This window comes from Ectobacillus sp. JY-23, from assembly GCF_023022965.1.
Taxonomy (GTDB): domain Bacteria; phylum Bacillota; class Bacilli; order Bacillales; family Bacillaceae_G; genus Ectobacillus.
The window spans coordinates 834,480-859,171 of record NZ_CP095462.1; the positions used below are offsets into that span (position 1 = coordinate 834,480).

Annotated in this window: 31 protein-coding genes; 2 read left to right on the forward strand and 29 right to left on the reverse strand. The window is 38.6% G+C overall.

Annotated features, from left to right (window positions below; genetic code table 11):
• Positions 1-391: 391 nt before the first annotated feature.
• Genes MUG87_RS04330 through MUG87_RS04385 form a run of 12 tightly spaced genes read right to left on the reverse strand, consistent with a single transcriptional unit; the run spans position 392 to position 10,028 of the window.
• The gene (locus MUG87_RS04330; protein WP_247085878.1) at positions 392-1,162 is read right to left on the reverse strand and encodes a flagellar hook-basal body complex protein; all 771 of its coding nucleotides are present in this window, start codon (positions 1,160-1,162) and stop codon (positions 392-394) included.
• Between the two features lie 14 nt (positions 1,163-1,176).
• Positions 1,177-2,484, reverse strand: a complete 1,308-nt coding sequence (locus MUG87_RS04335) for an AAA family ATPase (protein ID WP_247085880.1) — start codon at positions 2,482-2,484, stop codon at positions 1,177-1,179.
• 8 nt (positions 2,485-2,492) lie between these two features.
• Positions 2,493-4,556 (reverse strand): flagellar biosynthesis protein FlhA, encoded by a 2,064-nt coding sequence (locus tag MUG87_RS04340; RefSeq protein WP_247085882.1) that lies wholly within the window; start codon positions 4,554-4,556, stop codon positions 2,493-2,495.
• Between the two features lie 12 nt (positions 4,557-4,568).
• Positions 4,569-5,615: an EscU/YscU/HrcU family type III secretion system export apparatus switch protein gene (locus MUG87_RS04345; RefSeq protein WP_247085884.1), complete on the reverse strand. Its 1,047-nt coding sequence runs from the start codon at positions 5,613-5,615 to the stop codon at positions 4,569-4,571.
• Positions 5,616-5,624: 9 nt separating this feature from the next.
• Positions 5,625-6,386, reverse strand: a complete 762-nt coding sequence (locus MUG87_RS04350; RefSeq protein ID WP_247085886.1) for a flagellar biosynthetic protein FliR — start codon at positions 6,384-6,386, stop codon at positions 5,625-5,627.
• A gap of 10 nt (positions 6,387-6,396) precedes the next feature.
• Positions 6,397-6,666, reverse strand: a complete 270-nt coding sequence (locus MUG87_RS04355) for a flagellar biosynthetic protein FliQ (protein ID WP_247085888.1) — start codon at positions 6,664-6,666, stop codon at positions 6,397-6,399.
• 10 nt (positions 6,667-6,676) lie between these two features.
• Positions 6,677-7,411, reverse strand: a complete 735-nt coding sequence (locus MUG87_RS04360) for an EscR/YscR/HrcR family type III secretion system export apparatus protein (RefSeq protein WP_247085890.1) — start codon at positions 7,409-7,411, stop codon at positions 6,677-6,679.
• Positions 7,408-7,710 (reverse strand): flagellar motor switch protein FliN, encoded by a 303-nt coding sequence (locus tag MUG87_RS04365; RefSeq protein WP_247085892.1) that lies wholly within the window; start codon positions 7,708-7,710, stop codon positions 7,408-7,410. The genes MUG87_RS04360 and MUG87_RS04365 overlap by 4 nt, the downstream gene beginning before the upstream one ends.
• A gap of 41 nt (positions 7,711-7,751) precedes the next feature.
• Positions 7,752-8,057: a FliM/FliN family flagellar motor switch protein gene (locus tag MUG87_RS04370; protein ID WP_281503675.1), complete on the reverse strand. Its 306-nt coding sequence runs from the start codon at positions 8,055-8,057 to the stop codon at positions 7,752-7,754.
• A 36-nt stretch (positions 8,058-8,093) separates the two neighbouring features.
• Positions 8,094-9,095: a flagellar motor switch protein FliM gene (gene fliM / locus MUG87_RS04375; protein WP_247085895.1), complete on the reverse strand. Its 1,002-nt coding sequence runs from the start codon at positions 9,093-9,095 to the stop codon at positions 8,094-8,096.
• A 24-nt stretch (positions 9,096-9,119) separates the two neighbouring features.
• Positions 9,120-9,347, reverse strand: a complete 228-nt coding sequence (locus MUG87_RS04380) for a flagellar motor switch protein FliN (protein WP_247085897.1) — start codon at positions 9,345-9,347, stop codon at positions 9,120-9,122.
• Positions 9,348-9,362: 15 nt separating this feature from the next.
• Positions 9,363-10,028 carry a lytic transglycosylase domain-containing protein gene (locus tag MUG87_RS04385; RefSeq protein WP_247085899.1) on the reverse strand — a complete coding sequence of 222 codons (666 nt, stop codon included), beginning with the start codon at positions 10,026-10,028 and terminating at the stop codon, positions 9,363-9,365.
• A gap of 252 nt (positions 10,029-10,280) precedes the next feature.
• On the opposite strand from MUG87_RS04385, the gene MUG87_RS04390 reads away from it, so the two are divergent.
• Both MUG87_RS04390 and MUG87_RS04395 read left to right on the forward strand, forming a co-directional pair.
• On the forward strand, positions 10,281-11,111 hold the full coding sequence (locus tag MUG87_RS04390; protein WP_247085901.1) for a flagellin N-terminal helical domain-containing protein: 831 nt from the start codon (positions 10,281-10,283) through the stop codon (positions 11,109-11,111).
• 69 nt (positions 11,112-11,180) lie between these two features.
• Entirely contained in the window at positions 11,181-11,792 is a 612-nt protein-coding gene (locus MUG87_RS04395) for a hypothetical protein (RefSeq protein ID WP_247085903.1), read from the forward strand.
• Between the two features lie 30 nt (positions 11,793-11,822).
• On the opposite strand, the gene MUG87_RS04400 is transcribed toward MUG87_RS04395, so the two are convergent.
• The 17 genes from MUG87_RS04400 to MUG87_RS04480 all read right to left on the reverse strand — a co-directional run bounded on the left by MUG87_RS04400 (position 11,823) and on the right by MUG87_RS04480 (position 24,681).
• Entirely contained in the window at positions 11,823-12,737 is a 915-nt protein-coding gene (locus tag MUG87_RS04400; protein WP_247087495.1) for a DNA-binding domain-containing protein, read from the reverse strand.
• 357 nt (positions 12,738-13,094) lie between these two features.
• Entirely contained in the window at positions 13,095-14,006 is a 912-nt protein-coding gene (locus MUG87_RS04405; protein WP_247085905.1) for a chemotaxis protein, read from the reverse strand.
• Positions 14,007-14,130: 124 nt separating this feature from the next.
• Positions 14,131-14,604, reverse strand: coding sequence for a LysR family transcriptional regulator (locus MUG87_RS04410; RefSeq protein WP_247085907.1), 474 nt, complete (start codon positions 14,602-14,604; stop codon positions 14,131-14,133).
• 11 nt (positions 14,605-14,615) lie between these two features.
• Complete coding sequence (locus MUG87_RS04415; protein ID WP_247085909.1) at positions 14,616-14,945, reverse strand: DUF3964 family protein; 330 nt, start codon at positions 14,943-14,945, stop codon at positions 14,616-14,618.
• A gap of 18 nt (positions 14,946-14,963) precedes the next feature.
• A complete protein-coding gene (flgE, locus tag MUG87_RS04420) occupies positions 14,964-16,211 on the reverse strand; it encodes a flagellar hook protein FlgE (RefSeq protein WP_247085911.1) in 1,248 nt (415 codons plus the stop codon).
• Positions 16,212-16,223: 12 nt separating this feature from the next.
• The gene (locus MUG87_RS04425) at positions 16,224-16,652 is read right to left on the reverse strand and encodes a flagellar hook capping FlgD N-terminal domain-containing protein (protein ID WP_247085913.1); all 429 of its coding nucleotides are present in this window, start codon (positions 16,650-16,652) and stop codon (positions 16,224-16,226) included.
• Positions 16,642-17,805: a flagellar hook-length control protein FliK gene (locus MUG87_RS04430; RefSeq protein WP_247085915.1), complete on the reverse strand. Its 1,164-nt coding sequence runs from the start codon at positions 17,803-17,805 to the stop codon at positions 16,642-16,644. The genes MUG87_RS04425 and MUG87_RS04430 overlap by 11 nt, the downstream gene beginning before the upstream one ends.
• Positions 17,806-17,820: 15 nt before the next feature.
• Complete coding sequence (locus MUG87_RS04435; RefSeq protein WP_247085917.1) at positions 17,821-18,237, reverse strand: cytoplasmic protein; 417 nt, start codon at positions 18,235-18,237, stop codon at positions 17,821-17,823.
• 128 nt (positions 18,238-18,365) lie between these two features.
• Positions 18,366-19,667 (reverse strand): flagellar protein export ATPase FliI, encoded by a 1,302-nt coding sequence (locus MUG87_RS04440; protein WP_247085919.1) that lies wholly within the window; start codon positions 19,665-19,667, stop codon positions 18,366-18,368.
• Positions 19,658-20,338, reverse strand: a complete 681-nt coding sequence (locus MUG87_RS04445; protein WP_247085921.1) for a FliH/SctL family protein — start codon at positions 20,336-20,338, stop codon at positions 19,658-19,660. Before MUG87_RS04445 ends, MUG87_RS04440 begins: the two co-directional genes overlap by 10 nt.
• On the reverse strand, positions 20,325-21,335 hold the full coding sequence (fliG, locus tag MUG87_RS04450; protein ID WP_247085924.1) for a flagellar motor switch protein FliG: 1,011 nt from the start codon (positions 21,333-21,335) through the stop codon (positions 20,325-20,327). The genes MUG87_RS04445 and fliG overlap by 14 nt, the downstream gene beginning before the upstream one ends.
• Positions 21,336-21,353: 18 nt before the next feature.
• A complete protein-coding gene (gene fliF, locus MUG87_RS04455) occupies positions 21,354-22,901 on the reverse strand; it encodes a flagellar basal-body MS-ring/collar protein FliF (protein ID WP_247085927.1) in 1,548 nt (515 codons plus the stop codon).
• A gap of 16 nt (positions 22,902-22,917) precedes the next feature.
• On the reverse strand, positions 22,918-23,199 hold the full coding sequence (gene fliE / locus MUG87_RS04460; protein ID WP_247085930.1) for a flagellar hook-basal body complex protein FliE: 282 nt from the start codon (positions 23,197-23,199) through the stop codon (positions 22,918-22,920).
• A 14-nt stretch (positions 23,200-23,213) separates the two neighbouring features.
• The gene (flgC, locus tag MUG87_RS04465; RefSeq protein ID WP_247085933.1) at positions 23,214-23,624 is read right to left on the reverse strand and encodes a flagellar basal body rod protein FlgC; all 411 of its coding nucleotides are present in this window, start codon (positions 23,622-23,624) and stop codon (positions 23,214-23,216) included.
• Positions 23,625-23,633: 9 nt separating this feature from the next.
• Complete coding sequence (flgB, locus tag MUG87_RS04470) at positions 23,634-24,023, reverse strand: flagellar basal body rod protein FlgB (RefSeq protein WP_247085935.1); 390 nt, start codon at positions 24,021-24,023, stop codon at positions 23,634-23,636.
• A gap of 21 nt (positions 24,024-24,044) precedes the next feature.
• Positions 24,045-24,323, reverse strand: coding sequence for a hypothetical protein (locus MUG87_RS04475; RefSeq protein WP_247085937.1), 279 nt, complete (start codon positions 24,321-24,323; stop codon positions 24,045-24,047).
• Positions 24,310-24,681: a flagellar export chaperone FliS gene (locus MUG87_RS04480; RefSeq protein ID WP_247085939.1), complete on the reverse strand. Its 372-nt coding sequence runs from the start codon at positions 24,679-24,681 to the stop codon at positions 24,310-24,312. Before MUG87_RS04480 ends, MUG87_RS04475 begins: the two co-directional genes overlap by 14 nt.
• Positions 24,682-24,692 lie beyond the last annotated feature (11 nt).

The window sequence follows — 24,692 nt, forward strand, 5'->3', positions numbered from 1 at the left end:
CAAGTGCAAATGATCAATATTAGGCTTTAACACAGCCTTTCCAAAAAGAAAAAGCTCTTTATCCACTTAGGGCAAGAACTTAAAACAGTAGCATCTTTTGGCATTAGCAACTTAATTTGGATTTCTTCATCTACTTGCAAAAAGAACATAAGTATTCCCCTCTTCTATAAAAGATACTTTTCATTATATGCATTTTTGTATATTTTGAATATATAAGTAATTATTCTAGTAGCATCAAATAGTAAAGTGTGCATGTCTATGACTGTACATAGAATATACCTTTTATAAGAACCAACTGTATAAATGCAAATGCATATGGTTTTTTAGGTAATATAAACGAGAAAGCGAGTAAAGCTACTGGTACAAATATAAAATGAGGAGCAATTGCTCCTCATTTTAATAGTTCATTCGCTTCCTTTTCATATACTTTATCAAAAGAGTGCATCACGCGTTGTGAGGCTTGTACCATCCTTTGATTTACCATAAGACTCGACATTTCCTTTGTCATATCCGTGTTGGAGTTTTCCAACATATAATTATAGATTTTCGCAGTACCTAGCGGAAGCTCGTTTATATTTGTGTCTTGTACAGTAAACATTTCAAAAGCATGCTTTTCTAATTGGTTCGCTGTTTCTCTGTCCACAGCTCTGGTTTGCAGGGTAGCAATCTCAACACCTGTTTGCGCGTTCCTAAGCTTACCTTGTGTATCGACTGTAACATCACCACCTGTTTCCATCCGAATACGATCTCCGTTTACATCAAGTACATATGCGTTACCTGAAGTTTGTAAATACCCTTCTTCATTTACGGAAAAGCTCCCATTTCTTGTTAGGTACTGCGTATCATTTTTGCCAACCACAAAAAACGTAGTTTGACCCGGTGCATCCTCTAAATAAAAGTCTGTATTACTATTTGTAACCTTCATGCTTCCGGGTACAAGATTCACGTGAACTGCGTTTGGAACAACAGAATGCTCAATTGTACCGATAAGTGTTCGGCCATTGCTATCGCTTCTGTACGTTTTCTCACTTGCATATACCTTTGACGTCATTTGATCTACTTTAAATCCCGTTGTTTGTGCATTTGCGATATTATTGGCATGTACGTTTAAATGCTGTTGATAGTTGATCATTCCCATTGACCCGATGTATAGTCCGTTCATTATAAGCCTCCTAATTATGTCAGAAAGAGCTGTCCTTGAAACTCTACATTTCGAGACAACACGCGCTCCGCTAATTGTTGCTTTGTCGGTGCACAAATGTGTTTTGTTACATCCTGCCCATCCGTAACGAAAGCGATGGGAATTGCCGAGCGAGACGATACCGTCATCCACTCACCAATCGATGCCGTTTCATCAAACTTCGTTACGATTAGACCATTCACATTTGTATGTTTAAATTTCGCAAGCAAATCCATTACATCTCTGCTTTTCATAGAAGCAGAGACAGTTAAACAGGTAAAGTCAGGCTCAATCGCTTGTATATAATCTAAGACCGTCCCCATCGCGCCGCGTTCCATATAGCTGCGCCCCACTGTATCAATTAAAATATGCTGCACATTCTTCTCTTTAAAGTACGCGCATACTTTACGAAGTGCCTCAGGACTGTCTGCCGTTTTCATTTCAAACCCCATCGCATCCGCATAATCCTGAAGCTGCGATACGGCTCCGGAGCGAAACAGATCAGTTGTGACAAAAGCAACTGTTCGCTGTTTTTTCCGCAGCTGCCAAGCTAGCTTTGCGAGCGTTGTTGTTTTGCCAACTCCCGTCGGCCCCACCAGCGCAATTGTTCCGTAAGCGGATATATCAGCAAGCTCCGCTGTTTGAAAGTACGCAGCCAACTTTTCAATGACATGTCCGTGTAGATCTGCTTCCGTTCTATCACTTTTTTCTAGTTGCTTGATTTCCGAAATTAAACTATTCACTACACGCTCTTCTACGTCATTTTCTTTTAGCGTATATTCCAGCTTATCTATTAAAAATGAATTCCCCTTCTCGTTTACGATACTCAGCTTTTTATTTAATTCTTCAATCGTTTGTTTTAATGCCACTATTTCTGCATGTTCTTTGGGACTACTCTGACTCGAAACTGTTTCTGCTTGTATTGCCGTATGACCCTCCTCTAACATCTCCAGAAACTGTTTCTTTTTCTGAGAAGGCAGCGTTTCCTGTGGTATGTTGGTGTGCGGTAAACTTTCATCACGTCGTTCCAACGCCTTCATAATGAAAGCCAATTTCTCTTTTTTTCGCTCTGCTTCACTTTTAACCCGCGGCACCAATATTGCTGGCTCTAATTTCGGCTCCGGCGCTACAAATTTTACAATCATTTCATACTCTTTGCGCCAAGGAAGAATACGATGCCGTTTTATATTCTCTTCAATCACATAATAATAATCTTCCCCACTTTGCTCAAACAGCTTCTCATACAGTTCAACCTTATTGGAAGCACGAATGATTTGAATGCGTTCAAGGCTTTGTTCCATCATGCATCCTCCTATTCAATCAATGCGATTTGTTCTACTGTTACATCCGGAGCCAATTCACTTACACAAAGTACCTTCATATCCACTTGATATCTCTCCAGCAAACGAACAAATCCGAACCGGAAATCTTTTCTTCTTGTTAACAGCACAGGATCTTTTCCGGTCAGGCGCGCTTTTTTCAGAATATGCTGTACCTGCTCCATTACTTTCATCTCTTGCTCTAAATCCCAGTTTAAGAGATAACCTTGCTGTGGATTATTCACGATTTCAGTTTCAAGTTCAATCGTATCTACTAGAAGTGCTGCATATATCTTGCCATCGTAATTTTTCGCATACTCACAAATGACTTTTGAAATATTTTCTCGTACAAAAGACGTAACACTATCAGCATGCCCTTGATACATGTCTTTACCGTCAATAATCCCCTCCATAATAGTAGGGAGCTCTCGAATAGAAATACCCTCTTTTAAAAGCTGCTTAACAACGTTTTGAATAAGCGATAAATCAATTTCTTTCTTTTTCACTTCTTCTAGCAGTACTTCATGATCGTTTTCCAGTGAATTCAATAAATCTTTCACATGCTGACGCTGAATCAATTCATGCAGGTTTTTTCTAATAATTACATCAAGGTGGGTAATCAAGATGCTAAGCGGCTCCAATACTTGATAGTTTTTCAGCTGTGCATCTTGTACCATATGCTCCATAATCCAGTAGCCATCTTCACCGAATACTGGGTCTTTAGTCGGCTCCGCATCTAAATCGGCCATTACATGCGGTGTTTTCAGTGCTAATAAATGACCAGATTTTAAGACACCTTCTGCAACTTTAGCACCCTTTATTTTAATGACATATTTGCCGCGTGGGCGAAAACTAGTGTTATCTTTAAAATTAATCCCGGGTACATTCACACCAAGATCATTAATAATGGATTTACGCATCAGAATGACTTTATCACGTGCCGTTTCTCCATTAATTTTCTGTTTAACAAGCGCTGCTAAATCGAGTCCAAGCTCTACGATAATTGGATATTTATCCGTGAATACACCAAATGAGTCTTCCAGAGACTTTCCGCCCTCACCCTCACTTTTAATCATTTCCATTTCTTCATGGAGCTTTCGTTCCGTTTCTTTTTTCATACGCTTTTTAAATTGCATGCCAAGGAAAATAACACCAGCACCAACAAGTGCAAACGGCAGAAATGGAAGTGGAGTAAACACACCCATTATCATAAACAAACCACCAAGTGCATACACCACAACATCATGTGTCATTAATTCCTTGTAAATACCGTCACCAAGCGTATCTTCAGAACCATCAAATACACGCGTTACAATAATCCCCGTTGATACCGCAAGCAATAAAGAGCCGATTTGGTGTACAATACCATCACCAATGGTTAGTTTTGTATAGTGATAGGCTGCTTCTTGAAACGTCATCCCTTGCTGTAGCATGCCAACAATGAGTCCAAATGTAACGTTAATAATTAAAATAACGATACCGAAGATAACATCACCTTTAATGAATTTTCCCGCACCATCCATAGCACCGTAAAATTCTGTTTCCATATTTAACTTTTTTCGTTTTTCCTTCGCTTCCGTATCTGTAATAATGCGTTGATTTAAGTCAGCATCAATAGACATCTGCTTCCCTGGTAAAGAATCAAGCGTAAAACGCGCCGCTACCTCTGAAGTCCTTGAAGCACCATTTGCAACGATAAACTGAAACACAATTAAAACAAGAAAGATGACAATACCGATTAATAAGTTTCCACCAATTACGAACTGACCAAATTGTTCAATAACATGCCCCGCGTTTCCATTCGTTAAAATAGCTCTTGTCGTGGAAACATTTAATGATACTTTGAAAATCCCGATTAAAAGCAACATAGTTGGAAAAGACTTTAATTCATCCCATTCTTTAATCGTAGTTGCTCGCATATACACAAGTACAGTCATTGCCAATGTAAACACAAGTACCAAATCTAGCACAAACGGCGGTAGTGGCACCAGCAAAGCAATCACGAATGAAATGGCAATAAAAATAGAAAAATAGGTTTTAGCGGCATTTCCAAACAAGGTGCCCCCTCCTTACACTTCAAGTTGTTTTGTTTGAATTAAATACCGCATCACTTCTATTACGGCAACATATAAATCTTCTGGAATCGCTTCCCCTTCTTCTACCATAAAATACAAAGAACGGGCCAGCGGTTTATTTTCTACCATTGGGAGCTTCTTTTCTTTGGCGAGCGTTCGTATATAAAGCGCCAGCTCTTCTTCTCCCTTCGCGACAACCGTCGGCGCTGAATCCATAGCCTTATCGTAGCGCAGCGCTACAGAAATGTGGGTTGGATTGTTGATTACAAACGTGGCATCTTCCATCTTTTTTGTCGCAGCGCTTTGTAAAATGGCATACATCACACTCTTTTGTCTATGCTTTACCTCCGGACTTCCTTCCGCATCCTTGTGCTCCTGCTTCACCTCTTCTTTTTTCATTTTCAAATCCTGCTCGTGCTCCCAACGTTGATAAATGAAATCCGTTACAGATAACACCAGTGTTAAAATGAGCAGCATAAGAAAAACAGTTTTTACCTCATCGAAGACGTGATGTGCGGAAAAGCCCCAGCTCATTCCAATCATCCCTACCATGTCCCCAACATTTCGCTTTAACACGATATATGCTACATACCCAAACAAACCTACATATAAAAGGGACTTCAGGGTATCCATTAAACTCTTTCGACTAAACAAACGTGTGAAATAGTTTTTTGGATTAATACGAGATGGCTTTGGCTTAATTACTTTTGTTGAAAATAAAAATCCAACCTGCATCACATAATTTGCAAATTGAAACCCATATAAGAGAACAATGACAGGCACCATAATCTTGAGTAAAAGACTTCCCATTAACAGCAAAAATGGTCCGGCACTAAAATTTGCATCAATGGAATCTAGCAACTGATTGACCGATTGACCAATTTCCATCGCAACCGCATCACTGAAAAAATATATGATGACCGCAAGCACAAGCAAAGTAAACAACGTACTAATATCCTTGCTTTTGGCTATATTTCCTTCTTCACGTGCCTTCTTTCGCTTTTGTGGGGTGGCCTTTTCTGTTTTGTTATCCTTTGCCATAAGCGCTCCCTACTTTGTTAAAAAGAAATTAAATAGATTTGTATATTCGTCGAGCAATGTGTTTGTTAGATTTTTAAATACGTAAGAAAGCATGGGGACACTTGCCCCGACCAAAAATATACCAAACGTAATTTTTACAACAAACGCGTTCATAAAAATGTTGAGCTGTGGCGTTTGTTTTCCTATTAAAATAAGTACAAAATTAACGAGAAACAAACTGCCCATAATTGGAAGTGCAATTTGCACAGCCGACGTAATGGCAAACAACAGCGTAGCCAATACACTTTTAATAAAGCTTTCTTGCAGCAGTGCTACGGCTGTTTCCGTGTATTCAAATGATTTTAAAATAGTTGCCACCAAATAATCCACACCGCCCATCGCAATGAAGATAAGCACAAAGAAAATATCAAAAATAGTAGATAAGATTGTAGATTGCGGGCTGGTGTTAATATCAAATAGTGTCGCTTGTGAAATCCCTAAATCCATATCTAAAATATGCCCGGCCATTTTGGGAATAACAAACAAAAACTCAACAATCTTGGCCAAAGCAATTCCAATGATCAATTGTGTAACTACATATGCAAGAATAGTTGGCAACGTTGTTAGCTTTGCTACATCAATTTGATCAGCCACCGAGAAGGCGAGTGCCATACCAAATGTCGTTTTGGCAATAACAGGGATGGCTCGTCCTGAAAAAATCGGCAAAAAAAATAAAAAGGAACCGATGCGGCAAAATGCCAAAAAGGCCGCAAGCCAAAGATCAACTGTCATATATTTGTCCCTACTTCACTAAAAGTGGAATTTGATTAAATAAATCGGTAATGCTCTCTGTTAACTCCGCAAACATCCAGGGTCCTAAAATAAATAAAACAATTATAATGCTTGCCATTTTCGGCAAAAATGTAAGCGTCTGTTCCTGAATTTGCATCATTGCCATAATAACTGAAATAATGACAACAACAACAGTGCTCACAATCGCAACCGGAAGCAAAATTTGAAATGCATCATAAAAAAAGTGCTGAAACACATCAATAATAGGTGTTGTATTCATGTTTGCCTCCTTACGAAACCGTCTTAAACATAATATCGACAACCTTTGTATAACCGCCTACATAAATAAACACTAAAATTTTAAACGGCAGGCTTAAAATCATCGGCGGTACCATCATCATCCCTAAATACATCAGCAATGTACTAATAATTAAATCAATAAATACAAAAGCCAAATAAATAAACATCCCTGTCAGCAAACCTTTTTGAATTTGTGTCAAAGCAAACGATGGCACCAGCGTTAATAAGGATAATTGTTCCGGTTTTTCTGGAACGACTTCGTTTCGAACCTTCAGCATCATTTTCAAATCGTGTTCATACGTATGCTTTGTCAAATAAGACTTTAGAATAGGTGTACTTTTTTCAATAACCTGTGCGGAGGTAAGTTCCTCTCTTTGCATCGGGTCCCATACTTCTGTTTTTAGCTCTGTAATCACCGGCTGCATCGTAAACAATGTTAAAAACAGTGCCAAGCCGACCAATACCTGGTTGGGTGGTAAGTTCATCACACCAAGGCCTTGTCTCGTGAGGCCCAGTACAATAATAAAATACGTAAAGTGCGTAAACATCAGAACAAGTGACGACGAAAGCGATAATAACGTCACAAGTAAAAATAGCTGTACACTTGAATTTGGTGTTAATCCTTTTGAAAAATTCAGTATTTCATTTGTATTTGCTGCGGCGGCCGAGTTTATAAACATAAAGTAGGCACTAAAAAATACGACCGGGAATTTTAAATGCTTCATGATGGTGCCTCCGTCTTTGCAAGAGACTCTTGAAGCGCTTGATTAAAACTATTTGTTTTTAGCTCAATAGAATGCGCACCGCTATTGCTTAAAATTGTAAATACTTGCTTTCCTTCAACTTCAAATAAGTAGGCGCTTATTTGATGATTCAAATGAACACCGTCCTTTACTTGAATCAAACCGTTTTGCCCTTGTTTATGGAGCTGCTGTTTTTTTGCTTTTTTTGTCATATAAAATGCACCGAATCCCAATAGACCGAGAAATAATGCAATTTGCAGCAAGGTCATAACATATGTCATATCATAAATAAGGCGACACAGAAATGCCGCAATCCTTTCCTTTATTTGCTTCGTTTCATCTCCGAAATAATGATGCCAAACTTATCATCTAAAAGTACGGCTTCACCGATGCCAACCTTTTTTTCACCTAAATATACATCCACCTTGTGACCAGATTCCTTCGTTACCGGCAGCAAATCACCCACCTTAAGCTGCCTTACGTCACCAATTGTTACATTTGCTTTACCGAGGCGGACCGAAAGCTCTACCGCAATATCTGCGACATTGCGAATCGGCTGCGGATCGGCATGTACCATGTCCTGTTGCTGTAAATCCATAAGCTCTATTTTCGCTATTTGCTGCTTCACGTGTCGGGCTTGCCAAACGCAACCCTTCCCCCCTCTCTATTTCTCGTCGTTTTTCAGATGTTCATGAAACAAAAACGCCTTACGATTTCCTTCACGACCAATAAAGCAATGAAACTTCGCCTTACCACTTACATACCCCTGTAACGGCGCGGTCACTTTTGTGCCCAGAGGAATAATATCGCCTACTTCCACCTGCTTTAGCTCACCAATCGTTGTGGTTTGTGTCCCGATTGAAATATGTACCGGCCTTGGCATCTTCTTCAGCTCTTGTTCAACCTGCTCTGTGTATGTTTCCACATTGCCGAAAATGCGGTCAATCACGTTTTCAGATGTTAATTGATCCATAATCGTCTCGACCGATAAAAACGGGATCCCAACGCGAAGCGTTGTGTCCCAAAACTCTGTTTTCATATTGATATGCAGCAGCGCCATGATATCGCTTGCCGTGGTAATTTTTAAGCCGTCCGGCACCGTATACATGGCCTTTAAACGCGGCTGAATGGATACAATACTCTCAAAGGCCTGCCTTAAATTTTCACAAATAATAGAAAACAAATTTTCCAATGTGATGAGTTCAAATGATGTTAAGGCTCGGCGCCCTTTTAAATCCGCTTTCGGATCACCGCCAAGGAAGCATTCATGAAGATATAAAATAAATGCTAAATCCATTTCAATGACAATATCTCCAAGCTCCTCATGCCCCAAATCCATCACGCAAAACAAATAATAGTCCTTCGGCATTTTCTCTACATACTCCGACAAAAACGGCACTTGCTCTGTTTCAACCGGTTCCATTTCAATCGGCAATCGAATGCGCGCCGATACACTTTGCATCGTCGCCTTGCCAAAGCTTGTCGCTACCGTCTGCAAACTCCGCAAATGTTCAACACCGAACTTCTCAGGTCTGTTAAAATCATATTCCTGATACTTCTCTTGCGCTTCTTGCTCCTCCACAAATCCCGGTAAGTCGTCACCTTCTTGTACCGCTCTCAGAAGCGCATCAATTTGTTCCTGACTTAACTTTTCACCCGCGCTCATAACAATCCTCCCGCCACATACCAATTACTCGTCTTTTAAAGACATCACTTCCACATACATCCGGCCGTTTTTTGTTAAAATCCTGCCTTTACCGATTTCTTCGTTTTCAAGCATAATACGAACAACATTTCGTTCAGAGTCCTCAAGACGATACAACGTTCCTTTTGTAATCGAAAGCAAATCATCAATGCGTTTTTTCGTTTTACCGATTTCAAAATATACGTTTAAAGGAATCTTTTCATTAATCTCCATCCCTGCGTCCCTCCTTTATGCTCTAACATCCACATTCAATATTTTTTTAATGTAGTTTTCTGTTTCACGAAACGGAGGAACACCGCCATACTTTCTCACATTGCCAGGTCCGGCATTGTACGCAGCCAAAGATAAAATCAAATCACCCTTATACTGCTTTAAATAACCGCTAATCTCCTTCACGCCCGCCTCAATATTTTGCCTTGGATCATACGGGTCCGTCACGCCATGCTCCCTTATGTTAACAGGCATTAACTGCATCAGCCCTCGCGCGCCCGCATGCGAAACAGTATTTGGCCTAAAATGCGACTCTGTTTCAATCATTTTCTGAATCAGCTTTACCGGAACACCGTACTTTTGACCCATTTCCTTAATAATATCTATATACATATTTTCATATTTAGGATTTATGGATTGGATATTATACTTATTTCCTACTTTCCAAGTATCGGGCGCAATGGAAAAACGGCGCTCGTACTCTTTCACTGACTCTGTTTCGTTCGCGTGCATCGTTTGCTTCACAGCCGGTTGTGCGACCTGTTCCGCTTGTATCGCCGTCTCCAGCTCAGCTTGAAACGCCTGCTTTTTCGCGTTACTTACAAATTGAAGAGGATTGCTCATTTTCTGCTCAAACTGCATTTTTTTATTTGTTATAAATGTTGTCACAATATTTTCAATCATAGATTCACCTATACATTCATGATGATACTATAATATTAGATTTTTTTATTACACTTTGCAATACGAATAGTAAATAGATTGTGAAGAAAATATAAAATATTGTTAAAATCATATTTTATTATATTTATTCATTAGAATTTTTCGTTGACAAAGAGATATCCGAAAACTACAATAAAGGTGTGATTAATTTTTCTAACTATTTTTACATAAACAGAAAAATTAATTATAAAAATTGTATGGGGGTACATACTCATGAAAATCAATACGAACATTAACAGCATGAAAACGCAAGAATACATGCGTCAAAACGAAGCAAAAATGAACCAAGCAATGAACCGTCTTTCTAGCGGTAAGCGTATCAACAGCGCAGCTGACGATGCAGCAGGTCTTGCAATCGCAACTCGTATGCGCGCGAAAGAAAGTGGATTAGCAGTAGCTTCTCGTAACACACAAGACGGTATTTCTATGATTCGTACAGGCGAAGCAGCGTTAAACTCTGTTTCTAATATCTTAGTGCGTATGCGCGACTTGGCAGTACAATCTGCGAATGGAACAAATGATACAAAAGACCAAGCTTCTTTAGACAGTGAATTTAAAGAATTACAAAAGCAAATTGATTATATTGCAGCAAATACTAAGTTTAATAACCAAGCTCTTTTAGACACTACAGCTGGTAAAACTGTAAAAGTACAGACTCTTGACAGCTCTGTTGCTGCAGATCAAATTGATGTTACATTCGCATCTGCTAAAGCTGCGGATTTAGGCGTAGATGCAGCTACAATTGATATTACAGATGCTACTAAATCTCAAGCTGCAATCGCCGCTATCGATTCAGCAATCGATGATGTTGCTGAGTCTCGTGCAAATTTAGGTGCTACATTGAATCGTTTAGATTTTAACGTAGAAAACTTGAACAGCCAAGCAACGAACATGGCAGCCTCTGCTTCTCAAATCCAAGACGCTGACATGGCAAAAGAAATGTCTGAAATGACAAAATACAAAATTCTTTCTGAAGCCGGTGTAAGCATGCTTTCTCAAGCAAACCAAAGCGCGCAAGCTGTAAGCAAATTGCTTCAAGGTTAATGCTTTATAAAAATACCTTTTCCCTACGGAAAAGGTATTTTTTAAATTATATATTAGGAGATTATACATATGATCATGAGCCATACTGCTGTATCAAGCTTCTCCTCTTATCAGCAAGATTCTGCTACTTCTAAAAAACAGGGTGAAATACAGCATGAAAATATGCAAGCTTTATCAATGCAACTACAGTCTGAGCGAGATATTTTACATTCTTATATAGAAGATTATAAAAGTGAATTGGAGGATGCACGACGCACAGATGCTTCGCTGTTATCTATCTCTCAGACACTGCGTTCATCACAGTATAAGACGATAACAAGTTCATCTGCTTACCCTACACGAGAGAATGATAAAGAGAAAATAAAAGTGTTACAACCGCAGGCTTCTCACACTTCTAAACAATATGAAAAAACGCATAATCTTCTACATACAATCGCAGTGACACGTTCACAATTGCAGGGAGCAGCGGCGCAATTAGAGGAAAATATTTTGTTATTAACAAGTGCCGTTACTCAAATTGACGACATGATTATTGACGTTCGTAGTGGACAAGCTGCCAAAGAAATTAGCCATTTAACAAAAGAACTTCTCCTAAATAAAAAAACTGTACACTGGCGCTCTCAATCACTTCATATACGTGCTGTTATAGCTGATTTGCTTAGCGGCAACAATACACAATAAAAAGCGTTGCCAACTGCAACGCTTTTTGTCTTACACTTCTTGTGTTACTCCATGTAATTCCGAATCTTCTTGTAACATACCAAGCTTATGCAAATCACTTTTACATGTATATACAAACTGAGATAAACCCTTGATTTGTTCAATATCACTGCTTGTTACAAAGGAATTGATGTTGGCTGTCATATGTTGAATGCCGCTTAACAGCTCTTCTTTTTCTTGTTTCAGACGTGCTGTTTCAGCTCGCAATTGTTCTAACTCCTCTTCTGTACCAGAATTTGCTCTTGTTTGATCTACAGCTAGATTAGAAAGCTCATATATACCTTCTATTAATTGATACATTTGGCGCTCACGTACTTCGTTGTGCTGGGAAATTGCTTGAAAGTTATGGATCATGCCGGACAATAGATGAACCAGATTTTTGCGCGGCTCATCATGTAATACTTCAGCGTCTCTGTGTAGCAACACATGTGAAGCTTCCAGGTTCCGTTTTGATCTTTTCTTGTATTCTTGCCCTGGCTTTCTTCCTGGTTTTTGTTTTGTTGTATTTTCAAGTGACATTTTATCATTTCTGAGTTTATAGTAGGTATTTTGCAATTGGCTTTTCGTTTTAGGAAACACTGATAACATCTCATTGCTAATTTGCTCAGAGATGATAACCACGCTAATCCCGTTCTTTTGAAAGAACTTATATACAGTAAGTAAAAGTTCCAATTCTTCTTTTAGCCAAACTGTTTCGGATTTTTCATACGCTTCTTCTCCGCCGAGTACTGCTACAGCACCGTGAAACGCGACCATTTTTTTATATAAATCTATGACTTCTTCCCCTTGTATACCATATTGCTCTGCAAATTTCGCTGCAGTTGCTTCAAACTCATTTACAGATGTGTTAGCAGATAGAGCGTCTTGCAATGTTGTTAGTATATGGATCATATCGTTACGATTCATTTTCAAATTCCGCCCCTTTGTTTTTTATAAAGAACATTTTTATATTCAATTTCGTTGATTAACTATAGTGTACTCTATTTTTGAATTATCCGTCAATACATTTTAGTAATTTCATTCTTTAAAAAGAACATAAAAATATTATTATACAAGTGCCACTAGAAAAATCGTCAATCTTTTTTTGTTTGGAGAGAAGAGTGGGCGATGTGTAGCCTCAGGCGAGGACTAAAAGAAACTCGTGTTGGATAAGACCATACGATATAAAGCACGAAGCTCTTGCGCTTTCATTTTTCTATCGCTGTCATAAACTTGTGGTACTTACATATAAGAGAAGGTAGCGTTCACTACCTTCTCTTATACTCACACATTAAAAATAAACTGATCCACCAAGCCTACTAACTTCTCAATATCAGGCTTACTTACCTGTGCATCGGCACCTACGGCTTCGCCTTTATGATGCAGTTCGTTTGTAATTAATGAAGAGAAAATGATAACTGGCAATGCACGTGCAATCGGGTGCTCTTTTACCGTTTTTGTAAGATGATGGCCGTCCATTTTTGGCATCTCAATATCGGTAATTAATAGATTTAGATGATTGTGCATACCCTCTCCTTGCTCTTTCGCAAGCTTTTCAATTTGCTCAAGCGCTTCTGCTCCATTGCTGAAGAATTGCAGCTTTTTATAGCCAGCGGTTGTTAAGGTTTGCTCTAAAATTTGTCTTAGCATATGAGAGTCTTCGGCAATATAGATAACCTTATCGCCACGGTTTAAACCGTCTTCGTTGCTTGGTAGCTTTTTCGTTTCATAGCCGGAAGAGTCGCTGATTTCCACGACAATTTTTTCGTAATCCAATAGAAGGATGATTTTACCTTCTAGCTTCACAATACCGGACGTTGTTTCCTCAAGACCCATGGACAGAGAACCTGGCTCTTCGATTTGTTCCCATGAAATGCGCTGAATGCGATGTACTTCATCCACGCGGAAGATTACCTTCATTTGATTCAATTCGGAAATGATAAACTTCGTTTCTTCCAATGGTTTTACGCTTTCAATTTTTAAGCACTGCGCCAAGTTGATAACCGGTAAGATTTCACCGCGCACCTGTACAACGCCTTCTACGGCAGTATGCGCCTGCGGAACAGCTGTTACAGGCATTGGATTAATAATTTCGCGAACTTTCATTACGTTGATACTAAACAAGCTTTCCCCAATTGTATATGTAACAATCTCCAGTTCATTTGTGCCGCTTTCTAATAAAATACTTTGTGACATTGTAAACCCCTTTCACGCCTGTATCATGCGTATGTTTTATGTATGAGAGGGGCACCAAATTCGCTATGTAACTCTTAGCCATTTTGATACGTCTCCCTCTCTCCTTGCTAACTTAAAATACTATTTATCTTGTAATATCCGTTAATTCATGGAGTAGTAGTGCTTGCGCTTCATATACCTCTGCTGCTGTTGCATCCAAGACTTGTTGGAAAACTGCTTCAACCGACGTACGCAAAGCAGCAGGCATTTCTGCAAGCATCCGCTCTTTTGTAGCCAGGTCCAGACCTTTGCATGCCAAAGCGTATACTTCTGGATTCGGCACTTTCACAAACAACTGCTGAAACACAGCAGCTGGCAACTCTTTCACCCGTTCAAAATGAATCGGTGTATTCGAAAACAACAGTTCATATTGAATGTAAGATATATTCTCTCGAATCACTTGAAAATAGCAGTTATTTTTATCATTGGTAAAATAGCCGATCGGGTCTGAAATAACCCTCTCTACTTTCTGAATAAGATCTGGTAGGTTATGTCCCTCCATAATACTTCGCTGCTCTAACCCTTCTGCTGTTAAAAATGTAACACGGTACTTATTCATCGCAATCCCCCCTATGCCAACAATTCAATATTGTTTAGCCAAAAAGCAAGCTCTTTGTCCTCGCCAGGCAGCGCGATAAAAAACTCCTTGCACTTCATTTCATTTGCAAAAGCTTGGTATTGCCAAACCTCTTGCTTGTAAATACCGATAAAATAAAAGGTATGCACCCTTCCTATTACCGCTTTGCGTTCGCCAAATTCATACGGAGGAATTTGCTTGACTTCAAACTGATTCGGTAAGTAGACTCCCGTTTCTTTTTCAAACTGTATCACCTGCTTTGCCAGCAATTGCTTATCCTGAAAAAATGGTAAACTCAGGATACGCTCCTCACGTGTTGTCATAGTCAAATCCCCTTTTTATTAACGAATTAGATTTACAATATCGTTTAACACTTCGTCGGACACTTTAATTACTTTGGAGTTTCCTTGGAAACCGCGCTGATATACCATTAGGTCTACAAACTCTGTTGACAAGTCTACGTTAGAGCCCTCTGTCGCACCACCGCGTACAATACCTGCACCGTTTTGTCCGGATACACCAATACTAACGTTTCCTGCCGAAGGTCCCTCAACATAATTACCATTTCCTATTTTTTCTAGACCTTTTTCATTCGGGAATGTTGCAACTGCTAACTGTCCTGCCGTTTTTACACTACCGTCTGAATATTTAACCATAACATAACCACCATCAGTAATAGCAAAATCTGTAGGAATACTAGCTGCTCTACCAGTCACATCAGTAACCTTTAAGGTTTTATCTGTCGGATAACGAGTAATGTCAGTTAAGTTTAACTCAATCCTTTTACCCCCAATCTCAATATATCTTCGATCTGTATCATTACTGGAGTTTCCTTGTGCATCAAATGTTATAGTACCTGTTGGTTGCGCAGATTCGATATATCCACCTAACCCATCTGGTGTTCCTGTGATAATTTGAGTAGAACTTCCATCAATAGTAGCACTAAATGAAACCGATCCGTCTGGATTCTCTGTAAACGTTACATCCAACATTTGCTTGTTTCCAGCTACATCATACACCGGAAACTGAATTTTAGTTGTCGGTTCATCCTTAGCCAAATTTCCTGAAATTTTACCAAAATCAGTTTCTTGGCCTGCTACTGCTGTTCCCAAAGGGATTGAAATTGGTTGTGGACTTTTGGAAAAGTCAATGTTATTTGTACCTACTACAGTTCCATAACCCAATACATATTTGCCTTCTGCATTCACAAGGCGATTATCCGCAGATATAGAGAATGTTCCTTTGCGTGTATACGTATTATTTGCTCCATTTGTATCTCCAAGTAGGAAAAAACCTGCTCCCTCAAAAGCTACATCTGTCTTCCCACCTGTTAAGGTTAGAACACCACTCGTATAGTCCGTGTTAACACCACTTAGCTTTACACCACTACCTATACTCTTCGCATTTGTTCCAGCGTACTTATCATCTCCTTTTGATCCTGATGTAGTTCGATATAACAAATCATCAAATATTGCTTTTTGTCTTTTGTATCCAACAGTTTGTGAATTGGCAATATTATTAGATGTAACGCTCAATGCTTCTTGGTACGTTTTCATACCTGAAATACTCGTATACAATGACTGAATCATCTTAATTTCTCCTTACTTCTCAATTTTGTTTTTTACTGAAATAACTTGTTGCATAGAAATGATTTGGTCACCAATAACTAACTGAATGCTACCACCACTTAGGCGAATTTGATCCACTGTTCCTACAATTACTTCCCCACTTTCACTTGCAGCCTCGACTTCCTTACCTAAAAACTTCATCCCACCCTCAATTGCATTGGACTGAACAGCATTTGAGAACGTTTCAATTGATTCTGTCATATTTTGCACTTGCTCCATCAATGACAATTGTGACATTTGATTCATCATCTGATTCATATCCATTGCATTAGAAGGATCTTGATATTGTAAGCTTGTTAAAAAAAGTTTGAGAAAGTCATCTTTCCGCATCATACCTTGTGTTACACTTTGTTGCGTTTTTTGTGTAACTGGCGTATAGATGCTATTGCCATCAATCTTCATTTTCTGTCCCCCCTAGTAATCCATGAAATATCATATTGGTATCTTCATTTGGTTTTTTTTCTTGCTTTTGTTCTTGTGATTGTCGCTCCTGCTGCCTGCTCTGTTCATTTCCCTCTCTTTTCTCTTCCTGATTCTTTTCAGAGAAACTTACTTCAACTTGTACAGATCGTTCTTGCAATCTCTCTTTTATTTCATGTAACACCGCTTCTACTGAAGACTTCACATCATTCTTTTCAATGTCTATGTGAATTTGAATCAAAGAACCATTTTTCTTAATATAAACATCTAAAGATCCCAATGCTTCCGGTGTTAGCTGTAAAAGTACACGGTCACTTTTTACAGTATATTTTTGAATATCATGTATTTTGGAGTGAAGTTGATGTTGCAAAGAAGATATATTTAGTTTCTCACTTTGTATACCAACACTGTCTTTTTCCATTAGATGAACTATGGATACTTGTTCGTTGTTAGCAACAGAATCCACCATACCCACAAATGTATCATTAGATCTACCTTCATTCCCTAATAATAATTCGCTTTGGAAATCTTTAGTATCGAGAATCCTATCTAAATCTGATTGGTCACCTATATTTCTTTTAGAAATAAAAATATTGTATACTTCCGTAGAAATTACTTGTTGTGCCTCTAATTTTTGCAATAAGCTCCCTGTAGTGTCTTCGGAACATAAATAAGAATATTGTATATCTTGTCTTACCTGTAGGGCATTCAATATATCAGTTTGTATATTGTTTGGTAGCTGGTCAATTTTGATATTGCCATATTGTTCTTGTGCTTGTTGCAGAGCTAGTATCAGTGGAACCAAACTTGCCTCGTCCTGTTTTACTTTCTCCAATTCAAGTTGTTGCTTAGATACAGCGGACAAAAGATTCAAGTCCGAAAAAGAGAAAACTGTATGATCTATATCAGAAACAGAGACCGGTCTAGTCAAAAGTAGAACGTCTTTGCTTTTTGAATGTACACTACTTAATTCCGCTGCATCAATTTTTGAACTTACTTCGTTTACTTTTGGAAGCATATTCATATCGAAAAAACCATTTACATTATGTAAATTTTGTACATCGTATAAAGGCGTTTGAGGTTTTGGCACTGGATATAGCGATAGCATTTCTGCAACTTGCATTTGTATATTCATTTATAATCTCCTTTACTACTTAGCAACTGCTAAACACATCTTGAAATCTAATAGATGACGTTCTTCTTTTTTTGTCATTTCTCGTTCGTGCTCCCGCACCTGTTCCACAAACAGCCCTTGTACTACTTTTTGTTTTTCTCGAATTTGCTGCAAGATCGTTTCATTTTTTTGTATAAATTCCCGAATTTTTAAAATTCGCTTATCATACTCTTTTAATCTATCAGGTGCGAATGTATGTAAAGAAAGAATTCCTCCTGCAACGTCTGCTCCCGTTTGTAACATTCTTGAGCGAGAAGTTAAACGATATAACTCTCGTTCTTTCTGTGTGGTTACATTTTGCAGTTCCTGGAGCAATAAACCAATTTCCTTCATAACTTGATGCTCTTCATGTTTCATTTGCATGTTAATAATGCGGTACTGCTCTTGATTCACAAGTCTGTCCTCCTTTATACATACATCTATCTATTATTATATATCTTTTTTGTGAAAATTTCTTTTAGATTTTTATAATATTTTTATATTTTTTAATAAAAAATCTTCCATCATGTTGATGGAAGATTTTAAGAGAAAGAAAGCTGACTTATTTTTTCGATTGTTTCATGGAAGTGATATGATTGTGAACGGCCTTGCTTTAGAAATTCATTAATTAAAGGCATCTTATCTTTCGCTGCAAAAATATGCGCTGTTTCCGCGTTTTCTTGAATGGTTCCGAGTTTAAAGTACAGCTCATTCTCTTTGTAAAGAGATAAATATTTGCGCAGTTCATTTGCATATTGCCAGTGCCCTTCCTCTACAATCTCTTCCATAATACGACTCACTGAATCCAGCACCGATATAGCAGGATAATGGCCAAGAACTGCCAATTCACGCTTCAACACGATATGGCCGTCGAGAATACCACGCGCTAGATCTGGAACTGGACCATTCATATCATCGCCGTCTACTAGCACTGTATAAATTCCTGTGATTGATCCTAACTGTGTTTTTCCTGACCGCTCTAACAACTTTTTCATATAACTTTCCATTAGCAATGTTTTTCCGCCAATGGGTAAATCTTTTACTGCAATATCAACGCTTCTTCTTGCATCAGCAAAACGAGTAATAGAATCCATCATCAGCAATACATTATTACCCTGATCACGGAAATATTCTGCTATGGATGTAGCAAGCTTTGCAGCACGCATTTGCATAAGATGACTCTCATCAGACGTGGCGACAACCACGACACTTTTCTGCATTCCTTCTTCGCCTAGTTCTTTACGAATAAAATCTTGCACTTCACGTCCGCGCTCTCCAACTAAACCAATAACGTTTATGTCTGCTTTAGCATTTTTCGCAATCATCCCCAGCAATGTGGATTTCCCAACACCTGATCCCGCAAAAATGCCAATTTTTTGCCCAATTCCAATTGTTAGCATGGAATCAATTGCCTTAATGCCGGTTTCAAAGACATCTGTGATGGCCTGCCGCTCAAATGCATGAATGGGCGGACTATCAAGCTTCACTTTATCAACAGGAGGCTGTTCAGCACTATTAAGGATTTCTCCATTCGCGTTTAGTACTTTTCCTAATAAGTGTTTCCCACGGGGAATACTGACTTCTTCTGCAAGCTTTATCACCCAGTCCCCATAGCTGACCTTTTCATTTTGGTTAAGCGGTAATAGCATATTATTTTCTTTTTCAATTGCAATCACTTCACACAACACACGATTTTCTCCGACTGCACAAATATCACCAATTTTTACTTTGGGACCTTTTGCTATAAAGAGTTGCTCTTGTACACTGTGAATTTTCCCTTTAGTTACATATAGGGGGACAGAAAGGAGCTCGTCCCATTGCTTTTGTTCATGCTTTAGATGCACAGCACGTCCTCCTCTTGCCGCGCCTCTTTAGCTCTTTCACGCAATTGCTCAAAAATAGCTGCGATACGATATTCAAAGTACTCTTTCTCTTCTTCTAAAACGAACTCTCCCAAACCAAGGGAAAAGTCAAATTTCCATTCTACCATACCTAAAAGCCATTGTGCCCGCGCTTCTTCTTGTTGAATGTATTCATACGTATCAGGATGTACGGTAATCTGCAGCTTCTCAAAAGCAATTGGCAATGTTTCTACAATACCCGTTAAAATTTCCAGCATAGAAAGTTGCTTGGTATCAATCGCTTGATTCACAATTTTTTCAGCTAATTTCAGCGAATTATCCCAAAGAAACTCCCGTACTTCATAATGTAGCTGTTGCCTTTCTTGTGATAGCGCTGCTTCTTTTTGTGCCACTTCATCTTCTAAGCGTTGTTTATCTGCATGAAATTGCAATTGTGCTTGCTGCAAAGCTTGTTCACGAAGCTCCAACTGTTTCTTGACTTCTGCAAGTTCTTCACGCTCTTTTTGTAGCTGTTCCTTTTCAGTTGTAAAGTTCACGATATCTACCTGAGGAATTACATACTCGTCTTTCTCTTCTGTACTATAACGAAGCTTAAATTGCTCATCCGAAAAAGAAACAGAATTCCTGGGAATTCTGTTCTTAAATAATGACATCCTCTTCACCTCGCTGCACGACAATTTTACCGTCCTTCTCTAAACGTTTAACGGTGCTTGTCACTACTTGTTGCGCTTTCTCTACATCGGCAACCTTAAGTGGCCCTAATCCGTCCATTTCATCTACAATCATTTGCTTACGACTGGCTGAAATACATGTAAATAATTTCTCTTTAAGCTCTTCTTTTGCACTTTTAAGCGCTTTTGCGAGTAAATTATTATCTTTAATTTCTTCAAGAACGCGACGCAATGCCAAATCATCGAGTCGTAAAATATCTTCAAAAACAAACATATTTTCTCTGATTTTTTCCGACAACGCATAATCTTCTACATCCAGTTTCTCAAATACTATCTTTTCAACACCGCGTGATACATTGTTTAAGATATTTACAATGGTTTTCAAACCGTCTGTTTTATTCGTTGGTCCGAACGACATATGCTTAAGCTTTGATTTCAAAAGTTCGCCAATTTGGTTCACGAGATCACCATCAACCTGCTCTAGCTTAGCGATGCGCATAACTGTTTCGACCATTTTTTGCTCAGGTAATTTTTCAATTAGTCGTGATGCTAACTGCGGCTTAATATGTGATGCGATAATAGCAATCGTTTGTGGTGATTCATCATTTAAAATTGTTAAGAGTGACTCTAAGTCAGTTACAGAGTTTAAAAAATCGAACGGATTATCAGGATTTAGTGACATATCTTGAATTAACGCTTCCCATTCTTCATCTGACATGTTTTTAAAGAGTCTGCGAATATAGTTACGATTTGGTGCCATCATGCTTAATTCGCGAATACTCATTTCTTGCATAAATTGTCCAAGGACATCTTGTAAAGTATCTGTTGGATATTTCTTAAATCGTGAAATCTCGCGCAACAGAGTTTCTTTTTCATCCTCATTTAAACGAGTTACCACTTCAGCAGCCGTATCTTCATCCAAAACTTGAATTAAGATAGCTGCTTTTTCTCGTGAGGTTATTTGTTCATTTTTGCTCAATGTTCTTCCCTCACTATTCTACTGATTTAACCATTTTTTTAGGACTCTTGCAGCCTCATCAATATTTTCCTTGGCAAGTTCTTGCACTTGCTGATCTAAAGACGGCTCCTGAGAACCTTCGTCATTTATTGTTGCTGCAACTTCTTTATGAGCTGGTATATCTTCTATAACAAACAAATCTTCTCTATCTTCTTCAACAGTCTGCTCTTCTTTACGCTTGCGTCTGCGCATTGCATAAACCCCACCTGCTCCTAACAGCAATGCAGTTACCACCGCTACTATACCTGAAATTATAAGCCAATTGTTACCCTTTTCTTCTACCTGCGCTGGTTTGGCCTGTTCTTGTTTTGCATAGTCTACAGGTACAACTGTCACTTGTCCATTTGTAAAGTTACCATTGGCATCTGCTTGTAGGCCTGCTGCCGTTGCAATTGCTTGTCTAAATGCATTCACATCCATATTGCGTTTAAACAGAGTTTCTTCATCTACCCATACAACGACATTTGTGTTCGTTAATTCTGGATGTTTAGTAATTGTTTCGACTGTTTTATCAATCTCATAGTTTTCTGTTGTGTTGCTGTTGTCTTGATTGTATAATACGTTTCCTTCTGCACCGTTGTTATTATAATTGGGAACTTCACCGTTTGCGGCAATGCCGGCTTCCGTTGTAGCACCGCCGTTCTCCGTTGCAGTGGACCGTTCTTTTTGGTCTTGCTTGCTGCGAAGCATGCTTTTATCGCCGTATGTTTCCGTTTGTCTTGTAACTTCATCATAATTCACTTTCACACTTGTATTTACATGAAAGTTATTCAATTGGAATAAGTTAACAAGCGTTTCAGAAATATTTTGTCTCAGGCGCTCCTCAATTTGTTTTTGCATCACCAATTCTTTTTCAAAAGAGGAAGAGGCATTTTGTGCCACGTCTGCCGACTTGGAGATAACGCCTTTTTTACTATCAATAATGCTAACATCTTCTGCTTTCACGCCAGGTACTGCAGCGCTGACCATATATTGAATACCAAGAATTTGTTCCTGTGTGAGACCCTGATTACCACGAACACCGATTGTAACGGCAGCTGTTCCTCTCGGTGTTTTTTCATCAAAGATACTCTCTTTATCAGGTAAGGTAATTTGTACATTTGCGGTTTCAATAGAGTTAATGTTTTTTACAATGTCACTTTCTAGCTGTTTGCGAATACCAACAGTTTGCCTCATTTTTTTGTCTTGCTCACTAAGTCCGAGGGAGCTTTCTAATAAAATATCATCTCCGCCGGCACCATTGTTAGGTAGACCTAACTCACGCATACTAGCCCGTACCCATACTGCATCTTTATCAGGTACCTTAATAGAGCCGTCTTCTTGTAGCTGATAGTCAACACCTAATTTAGAAAGTTCGGCTAAAATTTCTTGCTGATCTGCTTCATTTAAATTTTTATATAAAACTGCGTAGTTATCCGGTAATGTGAAATACAATGAAACACTGGTCACAATCGCAAGGAGAACTGCGCCAATCACCATTTTGTGCCAAGATTTAAGACTCCCGGCTATTTCCTTCAGTTTCTCCATCAATTAGCCCATCCTTTTACAGTTGCGTATTCATTAGCTGCTTGTAGTTTTCAATTATATTATCGCGTACCAACGCAGCTGTTTTCATTTGACTTTCTGCCTTCATCTGTGAAATCAAAACTTGGCTCGCTTCTCCCTCACCCTTGGTAATTAAGTTATATGTTGCGACTTGATTTGCATTTTGTGTTTGTGTCATTTCATTTAAAAGAGAAAGAAATTGCTTACCTTCGTTTTCTACCGAAACAGACGGTGCTGACAAAGTAATGGGTTTAAAGTTTGTAATTTGATCTATACGCATGATATTCTCTCTTTCTATGCTCTTCCAATCTCCAAATCTTTATCGAGCATTTTTTTATTCGCATTCAAAACAGATGTGTTGGCTTCATACATCTTTTGCGCAATCATCGCATTTGTCATTTCAGCCGTTAAGTCAACGGTCGGATACCTTACATACCCTTCTGGATTGGCATGAGGATGTGTAGGTTCATATACAAGCCGTTCCGTTCGATCAACCGATATACTTTTGATATGCACACCTCTTCCTCCGTTTTCAAGCATACCGGAAAATTGTTGTGAGTCTTGCAAAACGACGCGCTGTCTAAAATATGGAGCTTCATTCGGCCCATTTGTTGTATTCATGTTCACAATATTATTAGACGTTACTTCCATCCATTTCTTTGCAGCGGTCAACCCAGAACCGCTTATATTTAAAGCATTAAACATATACATTTCCTACTTTCCGCGCGCAGCTTGATTAATAGCTTTTTGATTGTTGAGTGCCCCAACAGCTAAAGAATACAGATGATTTGTTTTCATTAATTCAATCATTTCATTCGTTGTATCTACACTGTTCCCATCTTGATTAACTTTAATATTGCTGGCCTGAATTTGGTACGGACGATTCATTTGCGACATGATGGGAATATGTCGTTCGTGCGTAGTTAAAAGTGCATTGCTGCGCTTTGTTTGTTGTACATTGTCCGCCTCGTTGAGCCTATCAATAAATGTTACATCTTTCGCTTTATAACCGGGCGTATTTGCGTTTGAAATATTACCCGAGATTACATCGCGTCTTGCTGTCAAATAACTCATGTAATTGTTGATTCCACCCACAAAATCCACAGCTCATATCTCCTTGCTCTTTTATATAAACTTTCCGTACGTAGAATTAGCTCGCCCTTTTGCATTCTCTGATAAAAGGATTTGTTCTAATAAATTTTGTTCTTCTTGCACTTTACATTTTGCTTCTTCTAGCAACAAAATAAGTTGCTGTGACAAAACTTCCCGTTTTTCTTGTTCAAGAGATAAAAACCACTGATTAAAGTGGTTCATTTTTTCTTGTAGTTTCTCGTAGGATACAATAATATTTCTTGAGTCATTAAAACAACTCAAGAAATCAAGATAGGGTTCATTGCTCTGCATGATGCAACGCCCCTTGGTATCCCTCTATTAATTGTTGAAGAACATAAATCATATCGTTAATTCCTTCTGCAGTTCTTGTCATTTTTATTTTGCTAAGTCCTGCTAAGATCCACTCATAAAGCGAAGTCAGATTTTTGTATAACTCCTCATCTGCATCAGGATTTAGCTGCAATGTGAGCTCTTCAAAAATATTCTCTAGCTTTTCAATTACTGCATCCGCTTCTTGAAAACGAAAATTATTTAAAAGCTCTCCTACATTACGAAACTCAGCAACACTTTTTTCATATATAAGGATTGTGTTTTTAATAGGGTTACTAGTCATAATGCTATTTTGCATATATCGTTGCCATGCTTGCATGTCGCTTCCTC

What these genes read in the sequence shown, in the direction of transcription:
- fliE (WP_247085930.1), bottom strand. Translation starts at nt 23,199, where the DNA reads ATGCGTATAGATCAAATTACAAACTTTAAACCCATTACTTTGTCAGCA.
- MUG87_RS04480 (WP_247085939.1), bottom strand. Translation starts at nt 24,681, where the DNA reads ATGCAAGCATGGCAACGATATATGCAAAATAGCATTATGACTAGTAAC.
- MUG87_RS04415 (WP_247085909.1), bottom strand. Translation starts at nt 14,945, where the DNA reads ATGACAACACGTGAGGAGCGTATCCTGAGTTTACCATTTTTTCAGGAT.
- MUG87_RS04360 (WP_247085890.1), bottom strand. Translation starts at nt 7,411, where the DNA reads ATGAAGCATTTAAAATTCCCGGTCGTATTTTTTAGTGCCTACTTTATG.
- flgE (WP_247085911.1), bottom strand. Translation starts at nt 16,211, where the DNA reads ATGATTCAGTCATTGTATACGAGTATTTCAGGTATGAAAACGTACCAA.
- MUG87_RS04410 (WP_247085907.1), bottom strand. Translation starts at nt 14,604, where the DNA reads ATGAATAAGTACCGTGTTACATTTTTAACAGCAGAAGGGTTAGAGCAG.
- fliF (WP_247085927.1), bottom strand. Translation starts at nt 22,901, where the DNA reads ATGGAGAAACTGAAGGAAATAGCCGGGAGTCTTAAATCTTGGCACAAA.
- MUG87_RS04380 (WP_247085897.1), bottom strand. Translation starts at nt 9,347, where the DNA reads ATGGAGATTAATGAAAAGATTCCTTTAAACGTATATTTTGAAATCGGT.
- MUG87_RS04425 (WP_247085913.1), bottom strand. Translation starts at nt 16,652, where the DNA reads ATGAAGATTGATGGCAATAGCATCTATACGCCAGTTACACAAAAAACG.
- fliM (WP_247085895.1), bottom strand. Translation starts at nt 9,095, where the DNA reads ATGAGCGCGGGTGAAAAGTTAAGTCAGGAACAAATTGATGCGCTTCTG.
- MUG87_RS04365 (WP_247085892.1), bottom strand. Translation starts at nt 7,710, where the DNA reads ATGACATATGTTATGACCTTGCTGCAAATTGCATTATTTCTCGGTCTA.
- MUG87_RS04355 (WP_247085888.1), bottom strand. Translation starts at nt 6,666, where the DNA reads ATGAATACAACACCTATTATTGATGTGTTTCAGCACTTTTTTTATGAT.
- MUG87_RS04445 (WP_247085921.1), bottom strand. Translation starts at nt 20,338, where the DNA reads ATGTCATTATTTAAGAACAGAATTCCCAGGAATTCTGTTTCTTTTTCG.
- MUG87_RS04390 (WP_247085901.1), top strand. Translation starts at nt 10,281, where the DNA reads ATGAAAATCAATACGAACATTAACAGCATGAAAACGCAAGAATACATG.
- MUG87_RS04330 (WP_247085878.1), bottom strand. Translation starts at nt 1,162, where the DNA reads ATGAACGGACTATACATCGGGTCAATGGGAATGATCAACTATCAACAG.
- MUG87_RS04400 (WP_247087495.1), bottom strand. Translation starts at nt 12,737, where the DNA reads ATGAATCGTAACGATATGATCCATATACTAACAACATTGCAAGACGCT.
- MUG87_RS04430 (WP_247085915.1), bottom strand. Translation starts at nt 17,805, where the DNA reads ATGAATATACAAATGCAAGTTGCAGAAATGCTATCGCTATATCCAGTG.
- MUG87_RS04395 (WP_247085903.1), top strand. Translation starts at nt 11,181, where the DNA reads ATGATCATGAGCCATACTGCTGTATCAAGCTTCTCCTCTTATCAGCAA.
- MUG87_RS04385 (WP_247085899.1), bottom strand. Translation starts at nt 10,028, where the DNA reads ATGATTGAAAATATTGTGACAACATTTATAACAAATAAAAAAATGCAG.
- MUG87_RS04350 (WP_247085886.1), bottom strand. Translation starts at nt 6,386, where the DNA reads ATGACAGTTGATCTTTGGCTTGCGGCCTTTTTGGCATTTTGCCGCATC.
- flgC (WP_247085933.1), bottom strand. Translation starts at nt 23,624, where the DNA reads ATGTTTAATGCTTTAAATATAAGCGGTTCTGGGTTGACCGCTGCAAAG.
- MUG87_RS04335 (WP_247085880.1), bottom strand. Translation starts at nt 2,484, where the DNA reads ATGATGGAACAAAGCCTTGAACGCATTCAAATCATTCGTGCTTCCAAT.
- MUG87_RS04475 (WP_247085937.1), bottom strand. Translation starts at nt 24,323, where the DNA reads ATGCAGAGCAATGAACCCTATCTTGATTTCTTGAGTTGTTTTAATGAC.
- MUG87_RS04345 (WP_247085884.1), bottom strand. Translation starts at nt 5,615, where the DNA reads ATGGCAAAGGATAACAAAACAGAAAAGGCCACCCCACAAAAGCGAAAG.
- MUG87_RS04405 (WP_247085905.1), bottom strand. Translation starts at nt 14,006, where the DNA reads ATGTCACAAAGTATTTTATTAGAAAGCGGCACAAATGAACTGGAGATT.